Annotated in this window: 25 protein-coding genes and 2 riboswitches; of the genes, 20 read left to right on the top strand and 5 right to left on the bottom strand. The window is 65.7% G+C overall.

Annotated features, from left to right (window positions below):
• The 4 genes from AC1Y2B_RS20865 to cbiB all read left to right on the top strand — a co-directional run.
• Nucleotides 1-463 (top strand): hypothetical protein (locus AC1Y2B_RS20865; RefSeq protein WP_482255060.1); only part of this gene is annotated, 463 nt, incomplete at its 5' end.
• A gap of 639 nt (nt 464-1,102) precedes the next feature.
• Nucleotides 1,103-2,023, top strand: a complete 921-nt coding sequence (locus tag AC1Y2B_RS20860; protein WP_482255059.1) for an FkbM family methyltransferase — start codon at nt 1,103-1,105, stop codon at nt 2,021-2,023.
• Between the two features lie 151 nt (nt 2,024-2,174).
• Nucleotides 2,175-3,584: a hypothetical protein gene (locus tag AC1Y2B_RS20855; protein ID WP_482255058.1), complete on the top strand. Its 1,410-nt coding sequence runs from the start codon at nt 2,175-2,177 to the stop codon at nt 3,582-3,584.
• 131 nt (nt 3,585-3,715) lie between these two features.
• Nucleotides 3,716-4,660, top strand: a complete 945-nt coding sequence (gene cbiB, locus AC1Y2B_RS20850; protein ID WP_482255057.1) for an adenosylcobinamide-phosphate synthase CbiB — start codon at nt 3,716-3,718, stop codon at nt 4,658-4,660.
• 32 nt (nt 4,661-4,692) lie between these two features.
• Here the strand turns inward: cbiB and AC1Y2B_RS20845 are convergent, their stop codons facing one another.
• Genes AC1Y2B_RS20845 through cobO form a run of 3 tightly spaced genes read right to left on the bottom strand, consistent with a single transcriptional unit; the run spans nt 4,693 to nt 7,390 of the window.
• A complete protein-coding gene (locus AC1Y2B_RS20845) occupies nt 4,693-6,138 on the bottom strand; it encodes a cobyric acid synthase (RefSeq protein WP_482255056.1) in 1,446 nt (481 codons plus the stop codon).
• Nucleotides 6,135-6,737, bottom strand: a complete 603-nt coding sequence (locus tag AC1Y2B_RS20840) for an HAD family hydrolase (protein WP_482255055.1) — start codon at nt 6,735-6,737, stop codon at nt 6,135-6,137. The genes AC1Y2B_RS20845 and AC1Y2B_RS20840 overlap by 4 nt, the downstream gene beginning before the upstream one ends.
• A complete protein-coding gene (gene cobO / locus AC1Y2B_RS20835) occupies nt 6,734-7,390 on the bottom strand; it encodes a cob(I)yrinic acid a,c-diamide adenosyltransferase (protein WP_482255054.1) in 657 nt (218 codons plus the stop codon). The genes AC1Y2B_RS20840 and cobO overlap by 4 nt, the downstream gene beginning before the upstream one ends.
• A gap of 37 nt (nt 7,391-7,427) precedes the next feature.
• A riboswitch (cobalamin riboswitch) is annotated at nt 7,428-7,622 on the top strand.
• Nucleotides 7,623-7,692: 70 nt separating this feature from the next.
• Between cobO and AC1Y2B_RS20830 the strand changes: the two genes are divergently transcribed.
• From AC1Y2B_RS20830 to cobJ, 7 genes are read left to right on the top strand one after another with little or no spacing between them, the layout of a single operon-like run.
• On the top strand, nt 7,693-8,064 hold the full coding sequence (locus AC1Y2B_RS20830) for a DUF1636 family protein (protein WP_482255053.1): 372 nt from the start codon (nt 7,693-7,695) through the stop codon (nt 8,062-8,064).
• Nucleotides 8,065-9,093: a cobalamin biosynthesis protein CobW gene (gene cobW, locus AC1Y2B_RS20825; RefSeq protein WP_482255052.1), complete on the top strand. Its 1,029-nt coding sequence runs from the start codon at nt 8,065-8,067 to the stop codon at nt 9,091-9,093.
• A gap of 1 nt (nt 9,094) precedes the next feature.
• Nucleotides 9,095-12,319 (top strand): cobaltochelatase subunit CobN, encoded by a 3,225-nt coding sequence (cobN, locus tag AC1Y2B_RS20820; RefSeq protein WP_482255051.1) that lies wholly within the window; start codon nt 9,095-9,097, stop codon nt 12,317-12,319.
• The gene (cobG, locus tag AC1Y2B_RS20815) at nt 12,312-13,457 is read left to right on the top strand and encodes a precorrin-3B synthase (RefSeq protein WP_482255050.1); all 1,146 of its coding nucleotides are present in this window, start codon (nt 12,312-12,314) and stop codon (nt 13,455-13,457) included. Before cobN ends, cobG begins: the two co-directional genes overlap by 8 nt.
• Nucleotides 13,458-14,087: a precorrin-8X methylmutase gene (locus tag AC1Y2B_RS20810; RefSeq protein WP_482255049.1), complete on the top strand. Its 630-nt coding sequence runs from the start codon at nt 13,458-13,460 to the stop codon at nt 14,085-14,087.
• Between the two features lies 1 nt (nt 14,088).
• Complete coding sequence (locus AC1Y2B_RS20805; RefSeq protein WP_482255048.1) at nt 14,089-14,832, top strand: precorrin-2 C(20)-methyltransferase; 744 nt, start codon at nt 14,089-14,091, stop codon at nt 14,830-14,832.
• Complete coding sequence (gene cobJ, locus AC1Y2B_RS20800; protein ID WP_482255047.1) at nt 14,829-15,563, top strand: precorrin-3B C(17)-methyltransferase; 735 nt, start codon at nt 14,829-14,831, stop codon at nt 15,561-15,563. Before AC1Y2B_RS20805 ends, cobJ begins: the two co-directional genes overlap by 4 nt.
• On the opposite strand, the gene AC1Y2B_RS20795 is transcribed toward cobJ, so the two are convergent.
• Complete coding sequence (locus AC1Y2B_RS20795) at nt 15,539-16,282, bottom strand: cobalt-precorrin-6A reductase (protein ID WP_482255046.1); 744 nt, start codon at nt 16,280-16,282, stop codon at nt 15,539-15,541. The two genes, cobJ and AC1Y2B_RS20795, sit on opposite strands and share 25 nt — an antisense overlap.
• Between AC1Y2B_RS20795 and cbiE the strand changes: the two genes are divergently transcribed.
• The 9 genes from cbiE to cobF all read left to right on the top strand — a co-directional run bounded on the left by cbiE (nt 16,281) and on the right by cobF (nt 22,870).
• Complete coding sequence (gene cbiE / locus AC1Y2B_RS20790; RefSeq protein WP_482255045.1) at nt 16,281-17,459, top strand: precorrin-6y C5,15-methyltransferase (decarboxylating) subunit CbiE; 1,179 nt, start codon at nt 16,281-16,283, stop codon at nt 17,457-17,459. The genes AC1Y2B_RS20795 and cbiE overlap by 2 nt on opposite strands.
• A complete protein-coding gene (locus AC1Y2B_RS20785) occupies nt 17,456-17,809 on the top strand; it encodes a cobalamin biosynthesis protein (protein WP_482255044.1) in 354 nt (117 codons plus the stop codon). Before cbiE ends, AC1Y2B_RS20785 begins: the two co-directional genes overlap by 4 nt.
• The gene (gene cobM, locus AC1Y2B_RS20780) at nt 17,806-18,582 is read left to right on the top strand and encodes a precorrin-4 C(11)-methyltransferase (RefSeq protein WP_482255043.1); all 777 of its coding nucleotides are present in this window, start codon (nt 17,806-17,808) and stop codon (nt 18,580-18,582) included. Before AC1Y2B_RS20785 ends, cobM begins: the two co-directional genes overlap by 4 nt.
• On the top strand, nt 18,579-19,874 hold the full coding sequence (locus tag AC1Y2B_RS20775; protein WP_482255042.1) for a cobyrinic acid a,c-diamide synthase CobB: 1,296 nt from the start codon (nt 18,579-18,581) through the stop codon (nt 19,872-19,874). Before cobM ends, AC1Y2B_RS20775 begins: the two co-directional genes overlap by 4 nt.
• The gene (gene cobA, locus AC1Y2B_RS20770; RefSeq protein WP_482255041.1) at nt 19,871-20,590 is read left to right on the top strand and encodes a uroporphyrinogen-III C-methyltransferase; all 720 of its coding nucleotides are present in this window, start codon (nt 19,871-19,873) and stop codon (nt 20,588-20,590) included. Before AC1Y2B_RS20775 ends, cobA begins: the two co-directional genes overlap by 4 nt.
• Entirely contained in the window at nt 20,587-20,907 is a 321-nt protein-coding gene (locus AC1Y2B_RS20765; RefSeq protein ID WP_482255040.1) for a DUF1636 family protein, read from the top strand. Before cobA ends, AC1Y2B_RS20765 begins: the two co-directional genes overlap by 4 nt.
• A gap of 56 nt (nt 20,908-20,963) precedes the next feature.
• A riboswitch (cobalamin riboswitch) is annotated at nt 20,964-21,179 on the top strand.
• A gap of 33 nt (nt 21,180-21,212) precedes the next feature.
• The gene (locus AC1Y2B_RS20760) at nt 21,213-21,377 is read left to right on the top strand and encodes a CbtB domain-containing protein (protein WP_482255039.1); all 165 of its coding nucleotides are present in this window, start codon (nt 21,213-21,215) and stop codon (nt 21,375-21,377) included.
• 21 nt (nt 21,378-21,398) lie between these two features.
• Nucleotides 21,399-22,142 carry a CbtA family protein gene (locus AC1Y2B_RS20755; RefSeq protein WP_482255038.1) on the top strand — a complete coding sequence of 248 codons (744 nt, stop codon included), beginning with the start codon at nt 21,399-21,401 and terminating at the stop codon, nt 22,140-22,142.
• Nucleotides 22,139-22,870, top strand: coding sequence for a precorrin-6A synthase (deacetylating) (cobF, locus tag AC1Y2B_RS20750; protein ID WP_482255037.1), 732 nt, complete (start codon nt 22,139-22,141; stop codon nt 22,868-22,870). Before AC1Y2B_RS20755 ends, cobF begins: the two co-directional genes overlap by 4 nt.
• A gap of 134 nt (nt 22,871-23,004) precedes the next feature.
• Here the strand turns inward: cobF and AC1Y2B_RS20745 are convergent.
• The coding region (locus AC1Y2B_RS20745) for a response regulator (RefSeq protein WP_482255036.1) at nt 23,005-23,421 on the bottom strand (417 nt) is incomplete at its 5' end.

The following is a 23,421-nucleotide window of genomic DNA, read 5'->3' as shown; positions in this document are numbered from 1 at the left end:
GGCTGTGTGGCAGGATCCGCAGGTCCAGCGCATCCTCTTTGCAGAGGATGTGCAAGGCCAACCGATATCGGCGATCAGGCCGTTGAACAGCCACAGCCTTCGGTCTGTTCGGATCCGACCAAAGGGCGGGCGCCCCGCGCGACTATTTGAGAAGGCTTTTGAAGGGCCTGATATCAACCTCGGTCAGGGCGTCTTTCTTCAGCGCTGCAAGGTCCTTCTGCAGGATTTCGACCTGTCGTTCCAGCCGTTTGATCGCCTGCTCTTGGGATTTGATCTCGACGCGCGCCTCTTCCATCTTCTTGGCCGAGTCGATGATTGGCTTGACTTCCCTTTCAAATATCTTCTTCGGCATTCCGCCGAGTTCGTTCTTGATCTCTTGGGTCAACTTGGCCGTCAGTTGCTTTTCTTTCTGAAATTCATCTGTCAGTTTTTTGACGAGCTTTTCGAGAGCGTCTACATCTGATGGCATGGTTTGCCTCCGGGTTCAGGGATAGGCAGAGGGACCTGCCTGTCGCAACCCTATTGCGTGCCATCAATCTTGCAACACGGAATTCGAGCGGGCGCGGCGGCCACCGTGTCACCGCTGCGACAGGGCAAGGCGCTGGGTGGCCAAGGATGACACCACCCCGCCCGCCTGCGCCGCAGCCATCGGGGGCTTTTCGCGCTTCCAGCTTTGCCCGCGTTGAGGCCGGGTCGATCCCGTTTGTCAGTGTTCATCCCACACACCCCTGTGGGAACACGCGTGCGCATCACGGGGGGGATCGCGGAAAATCCAGGTAGGCCAATGTGTTCCACGCATTATTTCCATCTGCGATGGGGTTGTTTTTCCCGGTCTACTCGCCCTTCGAACGCAAAGGGCGCAGGGTCTGATCGTGATGCGTGGCCCAAATCTGCGCAATCGTGCCATCCCGCGCGCCGGATGGCAGGCGGTGGCCTGTTCCATCGGCCTGCTGAAAATGACATCGCGCAGGGACCGCAAGGGTTGAGTTTGCGCATGACCTTCCCGTCATGCTTGCGTCCGCGCTCATATGGCGTCAACGTGGGGCGCGGCGGTATTGGGCTCCGCGCACCTGCCAAAGGCGGGACCGGGTCGGGGATTGGCATGGTTATCATTGCGCACCAAAGTCTTGCCGAGGTCTGGGAAACCGGCCCGGTCGTCTCGCTTTTGCTGGCAGAACTGCCGCTGCCGCGAAAGACCACGGTGGTCGATATCGGGGCCAATCCGATCCATCCTCCGCCCTATGCCGACTTGCTGAAGGTGGGGGGCTGCCGGGTGGTGGGGTTTGAACCGCAGGCCGAGGCGTTTGCGAAACTGCAGGCAACCAGAACGGCGGATGAGACCTATTTTCCCTTTGCCGTGGGCGATGGCGCGTCCTGCGAGCTGCGGGTCTACAAATCGTCCGGCATGACCTCGATCTTCGACCTTTACGCCCGCGCCATTCAGGCCCTTGGGATGCGGGTGACCCCTTTGGTGGACAAGATCAAATTCGAGTCGATCGCCCTGGACCGGGCCGAGGGGGTTCCGCCGTTCGATCTGTTGAAGATCGACATTCAGGGCGGCGAAAACCGGGTGTTTCGCGGGGCGGAACAGGCCTTGAAAGCGGCGGTCGCGGTGATCGTGGAGCTGCGTTACATGCGGCTTTATCGCGGAGAGCCGATGCTGGGCGGGGTCGATACCGAACTGCGGCGGCAAGGATTCTATCTGCACAAATTCATGTTCAACAAGTCCATGCCGCTGCGAAACTCGCAAGCAAAGCGCCTGAAAGCCCGATTGGTCAGCGATCAGCTGGTGGATGGCGACGGGATTTACATCCGCAACATCGCCGAACCTGACAAGATGGGCGCGGCGCAGCTGATGCATCTGGCGATCTTGGGCGCGGCCGTCTTCATGAGCCATTCGCTGGTGCTGTATTGTCTGGATGAATTGGTCAGACGCGGCGTTGTGCGGCGCGATTTGCCAGAGGCCTATGTCAGCTTGCTGCCCGCCCGGCTGGTCAATCAGGACCAGCCGGTGGTCGGATGATCGGGGCAGGGGGCCGGCCCCCTCACGACATTGTTTGCCGGCGTGACCGCGCGGTGTGGGGCGCCTGTGCTAAAAGCCATCAAACGGCGGACCGCAGGGCAGGATTTTGCCGCGGCGTCCGGCAGGGTGAACGGCGGATAGGGCGGGTTTGATGACGGCATGCATTGGGAGGGGGCGCGGCATTCGCGCTTTGGCGGTGGTGGGATTGGCCTTGGCGGTCTCGCCGGTCTGGGCGGGCAGCGCCTGCCATGTGGGGACGGCCCCTTATGACATGACGGTTGCCGACGGGTCCAGCATCACGCTGTATTCGTCGCCCAGCGTGCCCAAGGGGGGCAGTTGCGACACGGTGGCGGTCAGCGCCCCTTGCGCCGACGGTGTGCTGCAGGGGGCTGCGGCTGCGCCCTTTGCCGGGTGCCTGCCACTGGAGGATCAGATCGGGCTCAACATCAACGGCCTGCCGGGCCAGTTCGACCCGCGCATGGTGGACCAGACCGGGGCGCATTGGGTGCGGGCTTTCGTGGACGTCGTCTCGGCCAAGGCCGCGATGGATGCCGGGCAGACGGCGCCGCGCATGGCGGAGGACAAGTGGCAGGCCTTCATCTCGGCGGGCCAGAGCGGTACGGCGAAAACCATCCTCAGCCTGAAATGGGATTTCATGGCGGCGGGCCAGCATCCGCCGTTGCCCGGCTCGCCGCAGGAACAGGCGCTGTTCGACTTTCTGGACACCAAGATCCTTGACCGGCTGAACCCCGGTGTCTCGATCCTGATTTCGGGCAACGAACCCTTCGTGAACACCTTCCGCGTCGATTGGAAGAAGAACCCTGCCTATGGCGGCATCCCCCTTGTGGTGTTTTATGAACGGGTTACGGCCCATGTGAACGATTACCTGATCAAGGCCGGCCTGCGCGACAAGGAAAAGCTGTTCGTCGGCGCCTTCAACCGTCTAGACCTGCCCGAGTTGCAGCGCTTGCCTTCGGTCCGCCAGTTGCTGGAGTTTGCCGACAAGACACCCTATGTCGATGGCGTGGACCTGCACACCCATGTCGAGCGGCTGGATCAGATCTCCGCCGCGCTGGATTTCACGCAAAGCCTGACCAGCAAACCAATTTTCGTGACGGAATTCACCTATGTGCGCGGCATGCAGGCGGGGTTGGCGGCGGGCACGGCCCTAGACGCGGCCTTTGCGCAGAAATGGAACCTGCCGGACGGAATGACCGAAGAGGATTTCCTGCGCTGCAAGGTCTTTCATCGTGGCGCCCCCTGTCGGGGCCTGCCCGTTGTCCCCAAGGCCGAGTGGGACGATTTCATCCAGTCGCGCCCTTGGTTCATCGACCACTTCCTGTTGAAGGCCGACGCGATTTTCAAGACCCATCACGTCTACGGCTCGACCTATGGCGCGGTCGAGGGGGCGCCGCCGAACGACCAACTGAAACCGGATGGGACGCCGTGGTATCTGGGCTTTGTCTACTCGCTGTCGGCTTTGGGGCGCGGACCGGACGGGATGCCGTTGCCCAATTATCAATACCTTGATGACATGCGCCAGTTGACCGGGGCGCCGTAGCGGCCGCTTTGGCCATATTGCGCAGCCATTGCGCGACGCTTCTGGCGTGAACCGCACCTGAAACGGCGGCTGCGGCCTTGCGCCGGGGCGTTTTTTCAAGGATCACCCGCGGCAAAAGACGGAGGGTGGTCATGCTGTTTGCGGGTGCGATGCTGGTGGCGATGGCGGTGGATGCGGTCCTGGGCTGGCCCGACCGGCTTTATGACCGCGTGGGCCATCCGGTGACATGGCTCGGCGGGCTGATCGAATGGGCCGAGGCGCGGATGAACCTGTCGCAGGACCCGTTCTGGAAACGGCGGCTGAAGGGGGTTGCGGTCTGCCTTGGCGTGACCGCCCTGGCCTGGATGGTGGCGCAGCTGATCGTCTGGGTCCTGCCCGGCGGCTTCTGGGGTGCGATCCTGACCGGGCTTCTTGCCTGGCCCCTGGTGGCGGGCCGCTCGCTCTATGACCATGTCCTGCGGGTGGCGCGGCCCTTGACGCGGCGCGATCTGCAGGGGGCCCGCGATGCGGTGGCGATGATCGTCGGGCGTGATCCGGCGCGACTGGACACCTCTGGTGTCGCACGGGCGGCGCTGGAAAGCCTGGCCGAGAATGCCTCGGACGGGGTGGTGGCCCCGTTGTTCTGGGGCGTGATCTTCGGGCTGCCCGGGATTGCCGCCTACAAGGCGATCAATACGATGGATTCGATGATCGGCCACATGAGCCCGCGCTTTCGCGCCTTTGGCTGGGCGGCGGCGCGGCTGGATGATCTGGTCAATCTTGTGCCTGCCCGTCTGACGGCATTGCTGTTCGTCGCGGTCTCGGGCGCGCGCTGGAAACTGGCGTTGAAGGTCATGGTGGCGGATGCCGGGCACCACCGCTCGCCCAACGGCGGTTGGCCCGAGGCGGCGGTGGCCGGTGCGCTTGGCGTGCGGCTGTCAGGACCTCGGGTCTACGACGGCGCAATGTCGTCCGAGCCTTGGGTGAACGAGGGCGCGCCCAATCCCGGGCCGATGGATCTGGGGCGCGGGCTGAACCTGTACCTGGCGGCGGTTCTGGCGCTGGCCGCGCTGATCGCGGTGCTGGCCATCGTGTAAAAGCGGCAGATGGCCCTTCTGCCGCGCAGGTCTCAGCCTTGGGCCAGCCGCAGCAGGGCCGAGACGTCCAGATGCGCCTCGATATGGGCGGCAAGCTGGTCAAGTGTCGCCTCCACCTCGGCACCGTGGTTGCGGTGTGTGGCGGGCAGGCCCAGCCCTTGCAGGAACGCCGCCCGGAAGGCATCCTGCGCGAACATGCCATGCAGATAGCTGCCCATGACCCGGCCATCGGCAGAGTGTGCGCCTTCGGGCGCCCCGTCGATCGTCGCGAAGGGGCGCGCGCGGTCCGCGCCATCCGAACGGCCGATGTGGATTTCATAGGCCTCGATCGGTTGCCCGGTGGCGGCATGGATGGCTTGGGTGCGGGTCAGGCGCTTGTCCGGGGTCATCGTGGTTTCGATGTCCAGAAGGCCCAGCCCTTCGGTCACGCCGGCCGGTCCCTCGATACCCTCGGGGTCCGAGACTTTGGTGCCAAGCATCTGATACCCGCCGCAAATCCCCAAGATCCGCCCGCCGCGCCGGTGATGCGCCAGAAGATCAATGTCCCAGCCCTGTTGGCGCAGGTAGGCCAGATCGCCGCGCGTGGATTTACTGCCCGGGATGATGACAAGGGCGCAGTCGCCGGGGATCGCCTCGCCGGCGCGGATCATCTGGACTTGGATGCCGGGTTCCGATTTCAGCGGGTCAAGGTCGTCGAAATTGGCAATGCGCGACAGTTGCAGGCAGACGATCTTGACGCCCTCGCCGGCTGTGGGGGCGATGTCGAGCGCATCCTCGGCAGGCAGACGCCACGCCTGCGGGAAATAGGGCAGGACGCCAAGCCCCTGCCATCCGGTGCGGGTTTCAATCAGCCGGTAGCCATCGTCGAACAGCTGAGGATCGCCGCGGAACTTGTTGATGATAAAGCCTTTGATCAGCGCCTCATCCTCGGGCGCCAGCACGGCTTGCGTCCCCACCATCTGCGCAATCACGCCGCCCCGGTCGATGTCGCCGACCAGCACCACCGGCACACCCGCCGCCATGGCGAACCCCATGTTGGCAATATCGCCCGCGCGCAGGTTCACCTCTGCCGGAGAGCCAGCCCCCTCCACGATCACCAGATCATACGCGGCGCTCAACCGGTGAAAGCTTTGCAAGACCGGTGCCATCAGCGAGGGTTTCAGCGCCGCATAGTCCCGCGCCTTTACCGTGGCCACGCGCTTGCCGTGCACGACCACCTGTGACCCCACTTCGGATTCGGGCTTCAGCAGCACCGGGTTCATGTCGGTGTGCGGCTCCAGCCCGCAGGCCAGCGCCTGCAGCGCCTGCGCCCGGCCAATCTCGCCACCGTCCACGGTGACGGCGGCGTTGTTGGACATGTTCTGCGGCTTGAACGGGGCGACGGACAGGCCCCGCAATCTGGCCGCCCGGCACAGCCCCGCCACGATCAGTGACTTGCCGACGTTGGAGCCTGCGCCCTGAATCATGATGGCGGTCATCGGGATATTCCCAGAACCTCAGGCAATCCGGCCCGGGTTTCATCGGTGAAATGGAAAGTCTGCCAGCCCCGCGCGGCGGCGGCCGTGATGTTCTTTTCGGCGTCGTCGATCAGCAGGATCTCGGCGGCAGGCAGGCCGCACCAGTCCTCGATCGCGGCGAAGAATTTGCCGTCGGGCTTTTTCACCCCCAACGGGCCCGAGGCGAAGATCTTCTGCATCCGCGCCTGAAAGCCCATCTTTTCCCACATATAGTTCGCCCGATGCGCCTCGTTGTTGGTGGCGATCACGCCCGGCACCGGGCAGGCATCAAGCCATGTCAGCACCTGCGCATCAGGGTTGGCATCCTTGCTCAGCCAGTAGTCCAAGACGGCGTCCACCTCATGCGGGACAGCATGGGTGGCTTTCCAGTCGGCCAGCAGGTCCATGAGGTCGCGCTTGCCCGTCAGGACCTCGTTGAACAGACCGGAACCGAACATGAAGTCGGTGAAGACCGATGCCGAAACACCGAGATCAGCCTCGAAGCTGGATTGCCATTCATGAAAGCCGCCCTGATGGCCCTTGTTGAGTACACCATCGAAATCCCAGGCAATCAGCTTCAAAACTCGACCCCCGGCTGCGCCTTGATGCCAGAGCGGAACGGGTGCTTGACCAGCGTCATTTCGGTCACCAGATCGGCGGCCTCGATCAAAGCCTCGGACGCACCACGGCCGGTCAGACAGACATGGGTCAGGGGCGGCTTTTCGGCCTTCAGGAAGGCCACCACCTCGTCGGTTGCAATATAGTCGTAGCGCATGGCGATGATGATCTCGTCCAGCAGGACGAAGCGGATGTCGGGGTCGCGGATCAGATCTTTCGCCTTGGCCCAGCCGGCTTGGGCGGCGGCGATGTCGCGGGCGCGGTCCTGCGTTTCCCAGGTAAAGCCCTCGCCCATCGCGTGGAATTCGCAAAGGTCGCTGAAATTCTCGGTCAGCAGGCGGCGTTCGCCGGTATCCCAGGCCCCCTTGATGAACTGCACGACGGCGCAGGGCATCTCATGCGCCACACAGCGCAGGATCATCCCGAAGCCCGAGGAGCTTTTCCCTTTGCCCGTCCCGGTGTGGACGATGATCAGCCCCTTGTCGCCGGCCTTGCCCGCCATGATCTTGTCACGCGCGGCCTTCTTCTTGGCCATCTTGGCGTTGTGCCGTGCATCGGGATTGGCGTCAGAGATGGTGGCGGATTCAGGCGGGGTGTCGGAATCGGTGGATGACATGGCGGCGGGTGTCCTTGACGTTAAGCGCCCATCCTGCCAGAGGTGAGGCGACGTTGGTGCTTGTCTTACGACAGGCTAAAAGGGAATGCGACAGGCGAAAGCCAAGGCGCAGCCGCCCCCGCGACCGTGACCGGAGAGGTCAGCCAAGCCACTGGGCAACCGGGAAGGCGGCTGATCCGGGGGAAACCCCAGCTTCGCAAGCCGGGAGACCTGCCAGCGTAGACGACTTTGACGGACGGGGTGTGCCGTGGCGAAGTGGGGGGTATCCCCCTGTTCGCGGCATTGCCCCTTTAAGGATGATGATGGCCGCGAGACTGCACATCTGCATGACCTGCAAGGCGGGACGACCGGTCGCGGAGGGCGAGGCCTGCACAGGCGCGCGCCTGTGGGCGGCCATCGCGGCCTTGCCGGTGCCCGAAGGCGTCACCGTCCTGCCGATCGACTGCCTGTCGGCTTGCAACACCGGCGCCTCGGTGGCGCTGTCCAAACCCGGCGCCTGGGGCTATGTTTATGGCCGCATGACCGAAGACAACGCGGCTGATATCCTGGCGGGTGCGGCCGCCTATGCCAAGACCACCGACGGACTGGTGCCGTGGCGCGAACGCCCGGTGATCTTCCGAAAACAATCCATCGCCCGAATCCCGCCCCTCGAATCCCAAATGCCGGAGGCCTGAATGACCAACCTTGCAAAAATCCCCGTGACCGTGATCACCGGCTTTCTGGGCGCGGGCAAGACGACGCTGATCCGCCATCTTATGGCCAATCCGCAGGGCAAGCGGCTTGCCGTTCTGGTCAATGAATTCGGCACCGTGGGGGTCGATGGCGACATCCTGAAATCCTGCGCCGATGAGAATTGCCCGGTGGAAAACATCGTGGAACTGGCCAACGGCTGCATCTGCTGCACCGTGGCGGATGAATTCATCCCGACGATCGAGGCCTTGCTGGCCCTGCCGCACCGGCCCGACCATATCCTGATCGAAACCTCGGGCCTGGCGCTGCCCAAGCCGCTGCTCAAGGCGTTCGACTGGCCGGGCATCCGCAGCCTGATCACCGTTGATGGCGTGATCACGCTTGCCGATGCCGAAGCCGTGGCCTCGGGTCATTTCGCCGGGGAACTGACCGAGGCGCAGATTGCGGCGGGCGAACATGACACGCCGCTGGGCGAGGTTTTTGAAGACCAGATCTCGTGCGCCGACATCGTCTTGCTGACCAAGGCCGATCTGGCCGGGGAAGCCGGTGTGGCGGCAGCCCGCGCCGTGATCGTGGCGGAAGCCGCCGAAAAGGGCCGGACCCTGCCGATCCTGACGATGAGCGAGGGCGTCATCGACCCCCGCGTGATCCTTGGCCTCAACGCGGCCGCCGAGGACGATCTGGCCGGACGCCCCAGCCACCACGACGGCGACGAGCCGCACGAACATGACGATTTCAACTCGGTCGTCGTCGACCTGGCCGAGGTCGCCTCGGTCGATGTGCTGGCCGCCGCGATTGTGCGCCTGGCGCGCGAGCAGAAGATCCTGCGCGTGAAGGGCTATGTCGCCGTCACCGGCAAACCGATGCGCCTTTTGGTGCAGGCGGTGGGCGAGCGGGTGCGCAGCCAGTATGACCGGCCGTGGGGCAGCCTGCCGCGCAGCTCGCATCTGGTGGTGATTGCCGAGCGTGGCGATATCGACGCAGCCGCCATCCGCGCGACCTTGGGCGCCTGACATGCACGTCACCTTCCGCGAAAGTCACGGGCTGGAAGAGACGGCCACGCCGTTCGATCCGGGTCAGGACCCGGCGGATCTGCTGGTGCTGTCATTTTCGGACAGTGATCTGGGCGCCTTCGCGGCGGGCTGGAAGCGCAGCATGGGCAAATTGCCCCTGTTGCGCCTGTGCAATCTGGTCGCGCTGAAACACCCGGTCTCGGTCGACACCTATATCGACAAGACCGCCTCGGGCGCCAAGGCCATTCTGGTGCGGCTGATCGGCGGCGAGGCCTATTGGGCCTATGGTCTGGCCAGCCTTGGCGATCTGGCGCGGCGCAAGGGGATTGCCCTTGCCGTGTTGCCCGCCGATGGCCGCGAGGACGCAAGGCTGGACGAGATTTCGACGCTTCCCGTTTCGACCTTGCGGCGCTTGGCAGAACTTTGTGATGCGGGCGGTGCTGTGGCGGCCCAAGCCGCGCTGGCGCAACTGTCGCTGGCGGCCGGGCTTTATGCTGGCCCGGTGCTGGGGGACAAGCGCGTGCCCGACTGCGGGTTTTACGAGCCGGGGCAGGGGGTTGTGACGGCCTGTTCCCCCGCTGCCGTGGCGGTTGTTTTCTATCGCAGCTATCTGACGGCCGCCGACACTGCGCCGATCGATGCCCTGATCCTTGCCCTGCGCGAGGCCGGGTTGCAGGCCTTCGGCCTTTTCGCCCCCTCGCTGAAGGGGGCTGCTGCCGACTGGGTCGCCCAGACGCTGCGCGCGGCGCAGCCCGTGGCCGTGATCAACGCCACCGCCTTTTCCGCCAAGGGGCCGGATGGCACCTCGCCCCTGGACGGGGGCTGTCCGGTGTTTCAGGTCGCCCTGTCGACCGCGCGCCGCAGGGATTGGGCAGGCTCGGCCCGGGGCCTGTCGCCCTCGGACCTTGCGATGCATGTGGTCTTGCCCGAGGTCGATGGCCGTCTTTTGGCCGGGGTGATCAGCTTCAAATCGCCGGGCAAGCAAGACCCCGATCTGCAATTCTCGCGCTTCGCGCATCGGCCGGATGACGGGCGGATCGTGGCGGTGGTTCAAAAGGTCAAGGCCTGGCACCAGCTGTCCGCCACCCCTGCGGCGGATCGCAAGCTGGCCGTGATCCTGTCCACCTATCCGGGCCGGGCGCATCAGATGGCGCATGCCGTCGGTCTTGACGCGCTGGCCTCGACCGAGGCGCTGCTGTGCGACCTGTGCGCCGCAGGCTACGCCACCGATGCAGCCCCGCTTGCGGCCGAGGTGCTTCAGCACGAGGCCGCCCTGTGGCCGGTTTCCGAATATCTGAGCGCCCTCAACACCCTGCCCGATGATCTTCGCGCGGCCCTTCACCTTTGGGGCCCGCCCGAGCAGGATCCGTCGGTCAAGGACAGCGCCTTCCACTTCCCCTGCATCCGCCGAGGCTCCACCCTGATCGCGCTGCAGCCCGAACGCGGCCGCGTGGCGCAGCGCGATGCCGAATATCACGACCTTTCGGCGACCCCGCGCCACGCCTATGTCGCCTTCTATCTGTGGCTGCGCGCCCAAGGCCTGCACGCGTTGATCCACATGGGGGCGCATGGCACGCTGGAATGGCTGCCGGGCAAATCGGTCGCCCTGTCCGCCACCTGCTGGCCCGAGGCGCTGATCGGACCTTTGCCCGTCATCTACCCCTTCATCGTCAACGACCCGGGTGAGGCCGCCCAAGCCAAGCGCCGCATCGGGGCGGTCACTCTGGGTCACATGCCGCCGCCCTTGGCCGAAGCCGGGGTTCCCGAAACTTTGCAACGTCTGGAACGGCTTCTGGACGAATATTCCACCGCCGACGGCATCGACCCGTCCCGCCGCGACCGCCTGATCCGCGCCATTCGGGACGAGGCGCAGGCGCAGGGCGTCGAGGCGGATCTGGCGATCCCGCCCAACGCCTCGCCCGCGGAGGCGATCACCCGGATTGACCGCTTTGTCTGCGACATCAAGGAAAGCCAGTATGGCGACGGCCTGCATATCTTCGGCCGTGGCCCGCAGGGCGCGGCTGAACGGCTTGGCCTGCTGACTGCCCTGTCCGGCCAGCGCGTCCCGCCCGGCCCCGCAGGCTCGCCCAACCGGGGCCGCAGCGACGTGCTGCCGACCGGGCGCAACCTCTACTCGGTCGACCCACGCGCCGTTCCCTCGCGGGCCGCCCATGCGCAGGGCATCAAGCTGGCCGAAGAGCTGATCCGCCGCCACCTGCAGGACCATGGCGAGTATCCCAAGGGTCTGGTCGTGGACCTTTGGGGCTCGGCCACCATGCGCACGGCGGGCGAGGATTTCGCCATGGCATTGCATCTGGCGGGCCTTTCGCCGACATGGGACGACAATTCCGCCCGCGTCTCGGGCGTGGAAATCATCCCGCTGGCGCTTTTGAACCGACCGCGCATTGACGTCACGCTGCGCGTCTCGGGCCTGTTCCGCGACATCTTTCCCGGCCTTGCCCAAGTGTTCGAGACCGGCGCCGCGGCCCTTGGCCAGCGCGAAGAAGCGCCCGAGGACAATCCCTACGCCGCCGCCAGCCCCCGGGTTTTCGCCCCCGAACCGGGCCGCTATGGCCTTGGCATGGGCCATGACGACTTCTCGGACGCAGCGCGCGCCGCCGCCGGAGAGGCTTGGTTGCAAGCCTCCAGCTGGGCCATCGGGCAGGATGGCGAAAGCCGTCAGGACCGCGCCGCCCTTGAGGCGCGGCTGTCCAAGGCCGACAGCTTCATCCACAGTCAGGACCTTGCCGAAACCGATGTGCTGGTGGCGCAGGACTATGCCGCGCACGAGGCGGGCTTTGCCGCCGCCATGGCGCGGCTTGGCGCGAAAAAGCCCACGCTCTATCATCTTGACGCCACCCGTCCCGACACGCCGCAGGCCCGCACCCTGTCGGAAGAAATCGCCCGCGTCGTGCGCGCCCGCGCCGCCAACCCGGCTTGGGCCGATGGCATGATGCGCCACGGCTTCCGCGGGGCCGCCGAGATTGCCGCCACCCTCGACCACATGGCCGCCTTTGCACATCTTGCCGAGGTGGTTCCCCCCCATCTTTTCGACCTCTACCACGAGGCGACCCTGGGCCGCGACGATCTGCGGGCTTTCCTTCACGCCGAAAATCCGGCAGCTCTGCAGGCCATGCAGGACACCTTCCTGCGGCTGCGCGAGGCGGGTCTGTGGCTGACCCGGCGCAACTCCATCGCGATGGACGTGAGGCGTGCAAATGGGTGATCATGCGATCAAAGGTTGGTGCCCCGGGGCGCTGCGGCCCATGCCATCGGGCGACGGCCTGGTGCTGCGGATCCGCCCGCGTCTGGCGCATCTGACTGCCGCCCAATTGCGTGGCATCGCGGCGGCGGCTTTGGCCCATGGCAATGGTCTGATCGAACTGACGGCGCGGGCCAATGTGCAGTTGCGCGGGGTGACGGCGCAAAGCCACGGCCCGTTGATCGCCGCGTTGGACGCCCTTGGCCTGATCGACCCCGACGCCCAGACCGAAAGCCACCGCAACGTCGTGCTGACCCCCTTCTGGCATGGGGCCTGGGCCGAGACGCTGGCCGCTGATCTGTACAGCGCCTTGCGCCAAGGCCCGGATCTGCCGGGGAAATTCGGCTTTGCGCTGGACATCGGGGCGACGCGTGTACTGGCTGGCACCTCCAGCGACATCCGCATCGAACGCGCCGCCTCCGGGGGCCTGATCCTGCGGGCGGATGGCGCGTCGGGCGGGCAGGCCGTGACATTGGCAGAGGCGGTTCCACAAGCGATGCGGATGGCAGAGTGGTTTGCCGCCTCGGGCGGGATCACGGAGGGGCGCGGGCGCATGGCGCGGCATCCCAAGGACGCCATGCCGTTTGACACCTCGCAAGCCCCCGCCGCCGAGGCGCCTGCCGCCGCCCCGGGCCAGATCCTGCCGGGCCAGATCGTGCAGGGCGCGCTGGTGGGCTTTGAATTTGGCATCCTGCGTGCCGAACTGCTGGCCGAGATGGCCACCATGGCCGCCGCCGTCCGTGTCACGCCGTGGCGGATGCTGCTGCTGCTGGACGCGGGCCTGCCCAGCCATCCGTCGTTGATCACCACGCCACAGGACCCGCGCCTGCGCGTGATCGCCTGCACCGGCGCCCCCGGCTGCCCGCAAGCCCTGCAAGAGACCCGGCCTTTGGCGCGGCGTCTGGCGTCCGCGGTGCCGCTTGGCCAGATGCTGCACGTGTCGGGCTGCAGCAAAGGCTGCGCGCATCCCGGTCCGGCCGATTTGACCTTGTCTGCCACCCGTCACGGCTTCAGCCTGTCAGCCCATGCCCGGGCCGGAGAGCTTGGTGCGGTGCTGAAACCCTCTGAAATCACCTTAGAAACCCTGCGCAAGGCCCTGTAAATGCCGCATCTTTACGAAACCAACGGCGCTGCGATCTATCTGCAGAGCTTTGCCATGATCCGGGCCGAGGCCGATCTTGCCCGCTTCACGCCCGAGGAAGAGGTGGTCGCTGTCCGCATGATTCACGCCGCCGGCATGGTTGGGCTGGAGCGGTTCGTGCGCTTCTCCCCTGGTATGGCCATCGCCGCCCGCGAAGCGCTGGAGGCTGGCGCGCCGATCCTGTGCGACGCGCGGATGGTGTCGGAAGGCATCACCCGAACCCGGCTGCCAGCGCAAAACGCGGTGATCTGCACCCTGAACGACCCCCGCGTGCCAGAGATGGCCAAGGCGATGGGCAACACCCGCTCTGCTGCGGCGCTGGAGCTGTGGCGGCCGCATTTGGCGGGCGCGGTGGTGGCCATTGGCAATGCGCCGACGGCTTTGTTTCATCTTCTCAACATGTTGGAAGACGAGTCTTGCCCGCGCCCTGCCGCCATCATCGGCTGTCCGGTGGGGTTTGTGGGCGCCGCAGAATCGAAAGCCGCACTGATGGAGGTCTTGCCAGTGCCGTCGATTGTGGTCGAGGGGCGGCTTGGCGGCTCGGCCATCACGGTGGCGGCGGTCAATGCCCTGGCGAGCCGGAAGGAATAAGATGGGCCAGAAATATGGAAAGATCATTTGCACCGGCCTTGGCCCCGGCGACCCCGATCTGATGAGCCTGCGGGCGCATCGGGCGGTGACGCAGGCCACGCAAATCGCGCATTTTCGGAAAGCGGGCCGGGCCGGGCAGGCCCGACGCATCGTGAACGGGCTGTTGCGGGCGGATGTGGTGGAACACGCGATGGAATATCCCGTCACCACCGAACTGCCCTTCGACGGGCCGGACTATAACGCCGCGCTGGCGCATTTCTATGATGATTGGGCCGCGAAGCTGAAGGCCTTGACCGCGACCTCGGATGTCGTGGTTCTGTGCGAGGGCGACCCCTTCTTCTACGGATCTTTCATGCATCTTTACAGTCGCTTGCACGGCGTTGTTGAGATGGAGGTCATTCCCGGCATCACCGGCATGTCGGGCTGCTGGACGGCCACGGGCACGCCCATCACCTGGGGTGATGACGTGCTGACGGTGCTGATGGGCACCTTGCCTGAAGCCGATCTGACCCGCTTGATGGCGCAGGCCGACGCTTTGGTGGTGATGAAAACCGGGCGCAACCTGCCGAAAATCCGCCGCGCGCTGGAGTCCGCTGGTCGTCTGGATGCCGCATGGCTGGTCGAGGCCGGCACGATGCCCAATCAGCGCATCCAGCGTCTGGCCGAGGCCCGGGCCGAGGATTGCCCGTATTTCGCCATTGTCCTCGTCCATGGCCATGGCCGCCGGCCCGAGGTGCAGGAATGACCGGACGTCTGGATATTGTCGGCCTTGGCCCGGGGGCTGAGGCCATGGTGACACCCGAGGTCACAGCCGCGCTGATGCAGGCCACCGATGTTGTGGGCTACATCCCCTATGTGGCCCGGGTCGCGGCGCGTCCGGGCCTGACACTGCATCCATCCGACAATAGGGTGGAGATTGACCGCGCCCGCCATGCTTTGGAAATGGCGCTGCAAGGTCAAAGTGTTGTAGTCGTTTCTTCAGGTGATCCGGGGGTCTTCGCCATGGCCTCTGCCGTGTTCGAGGCGATGGAGGGTTGGCCTGAGGCGCAAGCGCTTGACGTCTCGGTGCTGCCGGGCATCACGGCCATGCTGGCGGCGGCGGCAGCCTTGGGCGCGCCTTTGGGCCATGACTTTGCCTGCATCAACCTGTCAGATAACCTCAAGCCATGGTCGCTGATCGAACGCCGCCTGCGTCTGGCGGCAGAGGCGGATCTGGCGATGGCGTTTTACAACCCGCGCTCGGCCAGCCGGCCGGAGGGGTTTGAGAAGACGCTAGAGGTTTTGCGGGCAAGTTGCGGGCCTGACAGGTTAATTTCATTTGCCCGCGCCGTATCCACCCCCGATCAGGCGCTGCGCACCGTTCCTTTGGCCGAGGCCAGACCCGAGATGGCGGATATGCGGACCGTGGTGATCGTCGGGAACTCGGCCACCAGACGGGTGGGGAATTTCGTTTACACGCCAAGGTTTGCGGGATGAAGCCAGGCCAGCACCTCTGCCACCGTCTCGACGCTGTGCCTGTGCGGTATCGCGGGACGGTCAATCAGGATGACCGGCAAGTGCAGGAGGCGGGCGGCGTCCAGCTTGGCGCGCGCGCCGACACCGCCGGCATTCTTGGCGACGATATGGGTGATGCGGTGGGTTGTCAGCAGGTCAAGATCACCCGGCAGGTCAAAGGGCCCGCGCGAGATCACCGCCGTTGCCTTGGGCAAGGGCAGTCCCTGGGGTGTGTCCACAAGGCGCAAAAGGTAATGATGCTGGGGCTTTGCGGCAAAAACCTCAAGGTTTTGGCGGCCGATGGCAAGGAAGATGCGAGCGGGATCGTCCGGCAAGGCGTCAAGGGCTGCGGCCATGTCGGGAACGCTCAGCCAGCGATCCTCGGGCGTCGGTCGCCACGGCTGACGCTCCAGCGCGATCAGCGGCAGGCCGGTGATCTGGGCCGCCGCCACCGCGTGGGTGCTCATCTGGGCGGCAAAGGGGTGGGTGGCGTCAATGACATGGGTGATGGCCGCATCGCGCAGATAGGCGACCAGACCTGCGACGCCGCCAAATCCGCCGATGCGCTGCGCCAGCGGTTGCACCACGGGGCTTTCGGTGCGCCCGGCGTAAGAGAAGATGCCCGCAATCCCCTGATCAGACAGGGATTTCGCCATCATGGAAGCTTCGGTGGTTCCGCCGAGGAGAAGGACCTTTGTCATGGCTGAGGCGTGGCTTTCAATCATTGGGCTGAATGAGGATGGGCTGGCCGGCCTGAGCCTTGCCGCGCGTGAGGCGCTTGCGCAAGCGGAAATCATCTTCGGTGCGCCGCGGCATCTGGCTTTGGCCGGGGGGCAGGGCCGGGAATGGGGCGTGCCGTTTTCGATCACCCCGGTGCTGGCCGAGCGGGGGCGGCGGGTGGCGGTTCTGGCCTCGGGTGATCCGTTCTGGCATGGTGCGGGTGGCGCGCTGGTCGGGCATCTGCAGCCGGGCGAATGGGTCAGCCATCCTGCCCTGTCCACCTTCCAGCTGGCGGCAAATCGGCTGGGCTGGCGGCTGGAGGAGGTGTTATGCCTTGGCTTGCATGCCGCCCCCTTGGCACGGCTGCGTCCGGTGCTGGCGCGGGGGCAGCGGGTGATCTGCCTCATGCGCGATGGTGCTGCGGTGGGGGAGCTGGCGATGTACCTTGTGGCGCAAGGCTTCGGCGCATCCTCCCTGCAGGTGCTGGAAGCTTTGGGCGGCCCGCGCGAGCGGATTGTCAAGACTGTGGCGCAAACGATTGGGTCTGAGGTGTTTTCAGCGCCTGTGGCGGTGGCATTGGAGTGTGTCGGGCGCGGCATGCCGAAGGCGTCGGGTCTGCCGGATGAAATGTTCGCCCATGACGGGCAGATCACCAAGCGTGGCATCCGGGCGCTGACGCTGTCGGCCTTGGCCCCACGGGGCGGCGAGGTTCTGTGGGATCTGGGCAGCGGGTCGGGCTCAGTTTCCATCGAATTCCTGTTGGCCGCGCCGGGGTCTGTCGCCCATGCGGTGGAGGCTGATGCCGCGCGCGGCGCGCGGGCGCGGGGCAATGCCGAGAGTTTCGGCCTTGCGCATCGCTGGCATCTGCATCCGGGCAAGGCGGTGGATGTGCTGGCCGATTTGCCCGCGCCGGATGTGGTGTTTGTCGGCGGTGGCGCCAGCGAGGCGCTGCTGGCGGCGCTGTGGCCGCGGCTGCCCACGGGCACGCGGCTGGTGATGAACGCGGTGACGCTGGAGACCGAGGCGCTGCTGTATCACTGGCATGGGGCGAAGGGCGGGTCGCTGATGCGGATTGATCTTGCGGAGGCCGGGGCCTTGGGGTCCAAGCGCGGCTGGGAGGCCGCGCGGCCTGTCGTGCAGTGGAGTATCGAGACATGATCGTGGCGGGGCTTGGCTTCAGGCGCGGGGCTTCGGCGGAAAGTCTGGCGGCGGCTTTGGCTTTGGTGGGCAAGGTCGAGGCTTTGGCCACGGCGGAAGACAAAATGCATGAACCGGGATTGATCAGGTTGGCCAACAGCTTGGGGCTGAAAGTTCACGGAATTTCCCGCGCCTGTCTTGAGGCGCAGGGTGTCGAAGGCTCGGCCCGGGTGATGGCGGAATATGGCACGGGTTCGGTCGCGGAGGCTTCGGCCCTTGCGGCTGCGGGGCCGGGGGCGCGGCTGATTGCCGGACGGCGCACCGGACCGGACGGGATGGCGGTGGCGGCTTTGGCGGAAGGTGCAGCATGACGGTTCATTTCATTGGCGCCGGTCCGGGGGCGGCCGATCTGCTGACGCTGCGCGGGCGCGATCTGATCGCCAGTTCTGCGGTCTGCCTTTATGCCGGGTCTCTGGTGCCGGAAGGCGTGCTGGCGCATTGCCCGCCGGGCTGTCGGATTATCAACACCGCGCCGATGTCGTTGGACGCCATCGTGGCCGAGATCGCGGCGGCAGATGCGCAAGGCCTTGATGTCGCACGTCTGCATTCCGGCGATGTTTCGATCTGGTCGGCGATGGGAGAGCAGTTGCGCCGCCTGCGCGCGCTTGGCATCGCCTATGACGTGACGCCGGGGGTGCCGTCCTTTGCCGCCTCGGCGGCGGCTTTGGCGGTGGAGTTGACGCTGCCGGGGCTGGCGCAGAGCGTGGTGCTGACGCGGACCTCTGGTCGGGCCTCTTCGATGCCGGAGCGCGAGACTTTGGCGGCCTTCGCCAGCACCGGGGCAACGCTGGCCATCCACCTGTCGATCCACGCGCTGGGGCAGGTGGTTTGCGAACTGGTGCCGTTCTATGGTGCGCAGTGTCCGGTGGCGGTGGTCTGGCGGGCCACCTGGCCCGATCAGCGCATCGTGCGCGCCACGCTGGCCACGATTGAAGCGGCCGTCGGGCCCGAGATCGACCGGACGGCGCTGATCCTTGTGGGCCGGGCCCTTGCGGCTGAAGGGTTCGAGGAAAGCCGACTTTACGCCGATGACTACGACCGCCGCTATCGCCCGCGCGGCACGGAACCGAGATTTCCCGAGTGACCGGCGGGGTGATCATATCGGCGCCGTCCTCGGGCAGCGGCAAGACGCTGCTGACCTTGGGCCTTGCGCGGGCTTTCACAGCCAAGGGCTTGAACGTGCAGTGTTTCAAGTCAGGACCGGATTACATTGACCCGGCCTTCCACCGCGCCGCGACCGGGCGGGCCAGTTTCAATCTGGAAAGCTGGGCGATGTCGCAGGCCATGGTGGCCAGCCTGCTGGGCAAGGGCAATGGTGCGGATCTTGTCATCGCGGAAGGCTCGATGGGGCTGCATGACGGGGTGGCAAGCCCGGGCGAATGGGGCAGGGGATCGAGTGCCGATCTGGCGCTGTATCTGGACTGGCCGGTGGTGCTGGTGATTGACGCGGGCGGTCAGGCGCAGACGGCGGGGGCGGTGGCCTTGGGGCTGCTGACCTATCGGCCGGGGCTGCGGTTGGCGGGGGTGGTGCTGAACAAGGTGGCCTCTCCCCGCCATGAACGGCTGCTGCGCGCCGGGATCGAAGCGGCGGGCATAAGGGTGCTGGGGGCGCTGCCGCGGGTTGCGGCGATGGAACTGCCCGAGCGGCATCTTGGACTGGTGCAGGCCGAGGAATTGCCCGAGCTGGAGGCGATCCTGACCGAGGCGGCGCGCATTGTGGCCGCGCATGTCGATCTGGACGCGGTTTTGGCGGCAGCCTCTCCCTTGCCGACCGGTGCTGCACCCTTGCGCATCACGCCACCGGGGCAACGCATCGCCGTGGCCCGGGATGAGGCGTTTTCGTTCATTTATCCGCATCTGCTGGACGGCTGGCGCGCGGCGGGGGCCGAGATCCTGACCTTTTCGCCCTTGGGCGACGAGCCGCCGCCCGAGGCGGATGTGTGCTGGCTGCCGGGGGGCTATCCCGAACTGCATGGTGGTCGGCTGGCGGCAGCAGAGCGGTTCCGCAGCGGGTTGCAGGGCTTTTCAGGCCGCGTGCATGGCGAATGCGGCGGCTATATGGTGCTGGGCGAGGGCTTGATTGACAAGGCGGGGGCTCGCCACCGCATGGCCGGTCTTCTGGGGCTGGTCACCAGCTTCGAGAAGCGCAGGATGCATCTGGGCTACCGTCTGGCGACGCTGAAGGCCGCGATGCCGGGGCAGGGTGCGGGGACGCGGCTGCGCGGCCATGAGTTTCATTATTCGACCATCGTGGCGCAGCCCGACCCGGCTTTGGCGCATGTGGTGGATGCAGAGGGGGTTGAGGTGGCCGAAACCGGCAGTTATCGCGGCCTTGTGACGGGCTCTTACTTCCATTTGATCGCCGAAGCGTCATGAGCGGGTTTGTGTCTTTCGTCTCCTCGGGCCCGGGCGATCCGGAGTTGCTGACGGTCAAGGCGCTCAAGCGCATTCAGGGCGCGGATGCGATCTTGTTCGATGATCTGTCCTCGGGTCCGATTCTGGCCCATGCGCGGGAGGGCGCCGATCTGGTCGGCGTTGGCAAGCGGGCAGGGCGCGTTTCGCCCAAGCAGGATCAGGTCAGCCGCTTGCTGGTGGATTATGCGCAGTCGGGCGCCAAGGTGGTGCGACTGAAATCGGGCGACTCGGGGCTGTTTGGCCGGCTGGAGGAAGAGATCGAGGCCTGCCGCGCGGCGGGGATCGGGTTTGAGGTGGTTCCCGGTGTGACCTCGGCCTCGGCGGCGGCGGCGGCGGCGGGGATTCCGCTGACGCGCCGGCTGACGGCGCGGCGGGTGCAGTTTGTCACGGGCCATGATGTGACCGGCGGCCTGCCGGACGACCTGAACATCCAGGCCTTGGCCGATCCGCAGGCGACGACGGTGATTTTCATGGGAAAACGGACCTTTGCGGCGCTGTCTTCCAAGCTGATCGCGGCGGGTCTGCCGCCGGACATGCCTGCGATGCTGGCCGAAAGCGTCTCGACGCCCGAGCAGCGGCTGACGCGGGCGACGGTGGCCACGCTGGGTGCGGCGCTGGCTGACGCGCATGACGGCCCGGCCCTGATCCTGATTGGCCCCTTGATGGAGGGGATATGAGCGGCATCGAGGTCTTGCACACGCTGACCCTGTGCGCGACCTGCAGGCTGGGGCAGGGTGGCTTTGCCGCGGCTTTGGCGCTGCCCGGCTATGCCATCCGCAAGGTGGACTGCATGTCAGGCTGCACACGCCCCTCGACCCTCGCGTTTCGGGCAGTGGGCAAGACGGCCTATCTGTTTGGGGACATCACCGAGGCCGATCTGCCGGACATTCTTGTCTTTGCAGAGGCGTACCGCGCGTCACCCGATGGCACCTTTGCGGATGCGCGCGGCTTTGGCGCTTTGCGCCTGAAAGCCCTTGCGCGAATTCCGGGGTGATGTCGGCAAAACCCGGGATATGCCGTTTTCCGACCTTGATGCGCGGGGTGGTTCCTGCCAAACTGCCGCTGCAAGGTGTCCAAAGCGCAAAGCGTCAGGACTGAAACGGGAATGAGGAAGGGTGGACCCGAACGGGCATCCGACGCCTCAACCGCCCCCGCGACTGTAAGCGGTAGCGGCCTTTCAGATGCCACTGGTGGGAAACCATTGGGAAGGCGGAAGGTCTGCTATGATCCGCGAGTCAGGAGACCGGCCCTGCGTGGTGAAACAAGATGCCGTCGGGTGTGACGGCTTAGGAGATGACGATGAACCTGATCCAGACCCAAGCCCGGTCCTCGGTGCTGCTGCAAGCCGCCTTCGCCGCCATTCTGGGCGTGACGCTGGTGTTCGCCTCGGGCTTTGCCCACAGCCAGACGCTGCACGACGCGGCCCATGACATGCGCCATTCCACCGGGTTTCCCTGCCACTGAGGCGGGACGCGCCGTCCTGAGATGAAACACATGCTGTCCAGCGCGTTGATCGCTGGCTTTGCGGCGGGGTTGCTGTGCGCCCTGCTGCAATATCTTTTGGTGGAACCCAAGATCCTGCTGGCCGAACGCTACGAGTCCGGTGCGCTTGTGCATTTCAAGGGTGGGCCAAGTGCCGGCGACCAGGCGGCCGCGATGGCGCAGTCGATGCCGGGGATGGACATGCCGGCGGCAGAGGCTGGCCATGACCATGGTGCCGAGGACAACGAAAGCCCGTATCGGAACGCCTTGACCGTGCTGTTCGCAGTCTTGACATACTGCGGTTATGGCCTTGTTTTGCTTGCAGGAATTCAGGTGGCAGAGACCTTTGGCATCCGGTTGGGCCTGACAGAGGGGCTGCTGTGGGGGCTGGCCGGGTTCGCCGCCTTCCAGTTGATGCCGGCCTTGGGGCTGGAGCCGGAACTGCCCGGAACGCCCGCCGCCGATCTGACGGCGCGCCAGTTGTGGTGGATGGCCACGGCGATCTGCACGATTGCGGGACTGGGGCTGTTGGCCTATTCCCCGGCGCTGTGGCAAAGGGCGATCGGGCTTGCCGTGCTGGCCGCGCCGCATGTCTGGGGCGCGCCAGAGCTGGCCGGGTTTGGCGGCGTCGTGCCGCCGGAACTGTCCGCCGCCTTCGCGGCGCGCAGTCTGGCGGTGGGGCTGATCACCTGGATGACGCTTGGCGCGCTGGTCGTAACCTTTTGGCATTCGGAGCCTGCACCGTGACACATCTGCACCTGATCGGCATCGGCACCGGCAACCCGGACCATCTGACCCGTCAGGCGGTCAAGGCGCTGAATGCCGCCGATCTGGTGATGATTCCAAGGAAAGGCGGCAAGGCCGATCTGGCCGAGCTGCGCCGCGCAATCTGTGACGAGGTGATCACGAACCCGGCGGTCAAACTCGTCGAGTTTGACCTGCCGGTGCGCGATGCCGCCCATCCGGACTATCAGGCTGGCGTCAATGACTGGCATGACGCAATTGCAGGGGTCTGGGCGCAGACCATGGCCGCGCATCCATGTCAGACCGTGGCGCTGCTGGTCTGGGGCGATCCGTCCTTGTATGACAGCACGCTGCGAATCGCGGCCCGTCTGACGGATGTCACGGTGTCGGTGGTGCCGGGCATCACCTCGATCCAGGCGCTGACGGCGGCGCATGTCATGCCGCTGAACGAGATTGGCGAGGCCGTGACCATCACCACAGGCCGCCAGCTGCGCGACGGCTGGCCTGCGGGCGCAGAGACGCTGGTCATCATGCTGGATGGCAACTGTTCCTTCCAATCGCTTGATCCGACAGGAATTTCAATCTGGTGGGGTGCTTATGTCGGCATGAAGGAACAGGTCATCCTGTCCGGTCCTTTGGCCGAGGTCAGCGCCCAGATCATCGAAACCCGCGCCAAGGCCCGGGCGGCACATGGCTGGATCATGGACATCTACATCCTGCGCAAGGGCTGAGCGGGTCTTGGGTTATTTTACATAATATTGATTATCGGATGTTTATCCCACACCATATCCCCCCTAATTTCCCGCAGGATTTGGTGCCCTGTGACGACCCCTTGGCGACAGGTTTTCGGCGCGGTGTCTTTCGGTCAGGTCTCCAGCGCCTTGCGCAGCGCTTTGGCCAGGGCGGCCTGACTGTAAGGCTTGCGCAACAGGGTCAGGTTGCTGGCGGACAGCTTGTCGCCGTTCACCAGCTCTTCGGCGTAGCCCGAGGTCAGCAGCACCGGGATCGTCGGATGGTGTTCCTGCACATAGCGCGCCACCTCGTAGCCTGACAGGCCGCCCGGCATCACAAGGTCGGTGAACACCAGATCCACCGCAGCGCCGGATTGCAGGATCGCCAAGGCCGCAGGCCCCGACACCGCCTCCAGCACCGCATAGCCCATCACCTCAAGCCGCAGATGCGAGATCTGGCGCACCTGATCGTTGTCCTCGACCAGCAGGACGACCTCGCCCTGCGCCATGGCGGTGGCCGAGGCCGTCTCGGGCGCGTCAGGCACGGCGTT

The organism is Stagnihabitans sp., assembly GCF_964946895.1.
Note: the sequence above shows the minus strand (reverse complement) of the source record. Positions and strands in the feature narration are given on the sequence as shown.

Coding starts and splice junctions, on each gene's coding strand:
- AC1Y2B_RS20860 (WP_482255059.1), top strand. CDS start 1,103: ATGGTTATCATTGCGCACCAAAGTCTTGCCGAGGTCTGGGAAACCGGC.
- AC1Y2B_RS20855 (WP_482255058.1), top strand. CDS start 2,175: ATGACGGCATGCATTGGGAGGGGGCGCGGCATTCGCGCTTTGGCGGTG.
- cbiB (WP_482255057.1), top strand. CDS start 3,716: ATGCTGTTTGCGGGTGCGATGCTGGTGGCGATGGCGGTGGATGCGGTC.
- AC1Y2B_RS20845 (WP_482255056.1), bottom strand. CDS start 6,138: ATGACCGCCATCATGATTCAGGGCGCAGGCTCCAACGTCGGCAAGTCA.
- cobO (WP_482255054.1), bottom strand. CDS start 7,390: ATGTCATCCACCGATTCCGACACCCCGCCTGAATCCGCCACCATCTCT.
- AC1Y2B_RS20830 (WP_482255053.1), top strand. CDS start 7,693: ATGGCCGCGAGACTGCACATCTGCATGACCTGCAAGGCGGGACGACCG.
- cobW (WP_482255052.1), top strand. CDS start 8,065: ATGACCAACCTTGCAAAAATCCCCGTGACCGTGATCACCGGCTTTCTG.
- cobN (WP_482255051.1), top strand. CDS start 9,095: ATGCACGTCACCTTCCGCGAAAGTCACGGGCTGGAAGAGACGGCCACG.
- cobG (WP_482255050.1), top strand. CDS start 12,312: ATGGGTGATCATGCGATCAAAGGTTGGTGCCCCGGGGCGCTGCGGCCC.
- AC1Y2B_RS20810 (WP_482255049.1), top strand. CDS start 13,458: ATGCCGCATCTTTACGAAACCAACGGCGCTGCGATCTATCTGCAGAGC.
- AC1Y2B_RS20805 (WP_482255048.1), top strand. CDS start 14,089: ATGGGCCAGAAATATGGAAAGATCATTTGCACCGGCCTTGGCCCCGGC.
- cobJ (WP_482255047.1), top strand. CDS start 14,829: ATGACCGGACGTCTGGATATTGTCGGCCTTGGCCCGGGGGCTGAGGCC.
- cbiE (WP_482255045.1), top strand. CDS start 16,281: ATGGCTGAGGCGTGGCTTTCAATCATTGGGCTGAATGAGGATGGGCTG.
- AC1Y2B_RS20795 (WP_482255046.1), bottom strand. CDS start 16,282: ATGACAAAGGTCCTTCTCCTCGGCGGAACCACCGAAGCTTCCATGATG.
- AC1Y2B_RS20785 (WP_482255044.1), top strand. CDS start 17,456: ATGATCGTGGCGGGGCTTGGCTTCAGGCGCGGGGCTTCGGCGGAAAGT.
- cobM (WP_482255043.1), top strand. CDS start 17,806: ATGACGGTTCATTTCATTGGCGCCGGTCCGGGGGCGGCCGATCTGCTG.
- cobA (WP_482255041.1), top strand. CDS start 19,871: ATGAGCGGGTTTGTGTCTTTCGTCTCCTCGGGCCCGGGCGATCCGGAG.
- AC1Y2B_RS20765 (WP_482255040.1), top strand. CDS start 20,587: ATGAGCGGCATCGAGGTCTTGCACACGCTGACCCTGTGCGCGACCTGC.
- AC1Y2B_RS20760 (WP_482255039.1), top strand. CDS start 21,213: ATGAACCTGATCCAGACCCAAGCCCGGTCCTCGGTGCTGCTGCAAGCC.
- AC1Y2B_RS20755 (WP_482255038.1), top strand. CDS start 21,399: ATGAAACACATGCTGTCCAGCGCGTTGATCGCTGGCTTTGCGGCGGGG.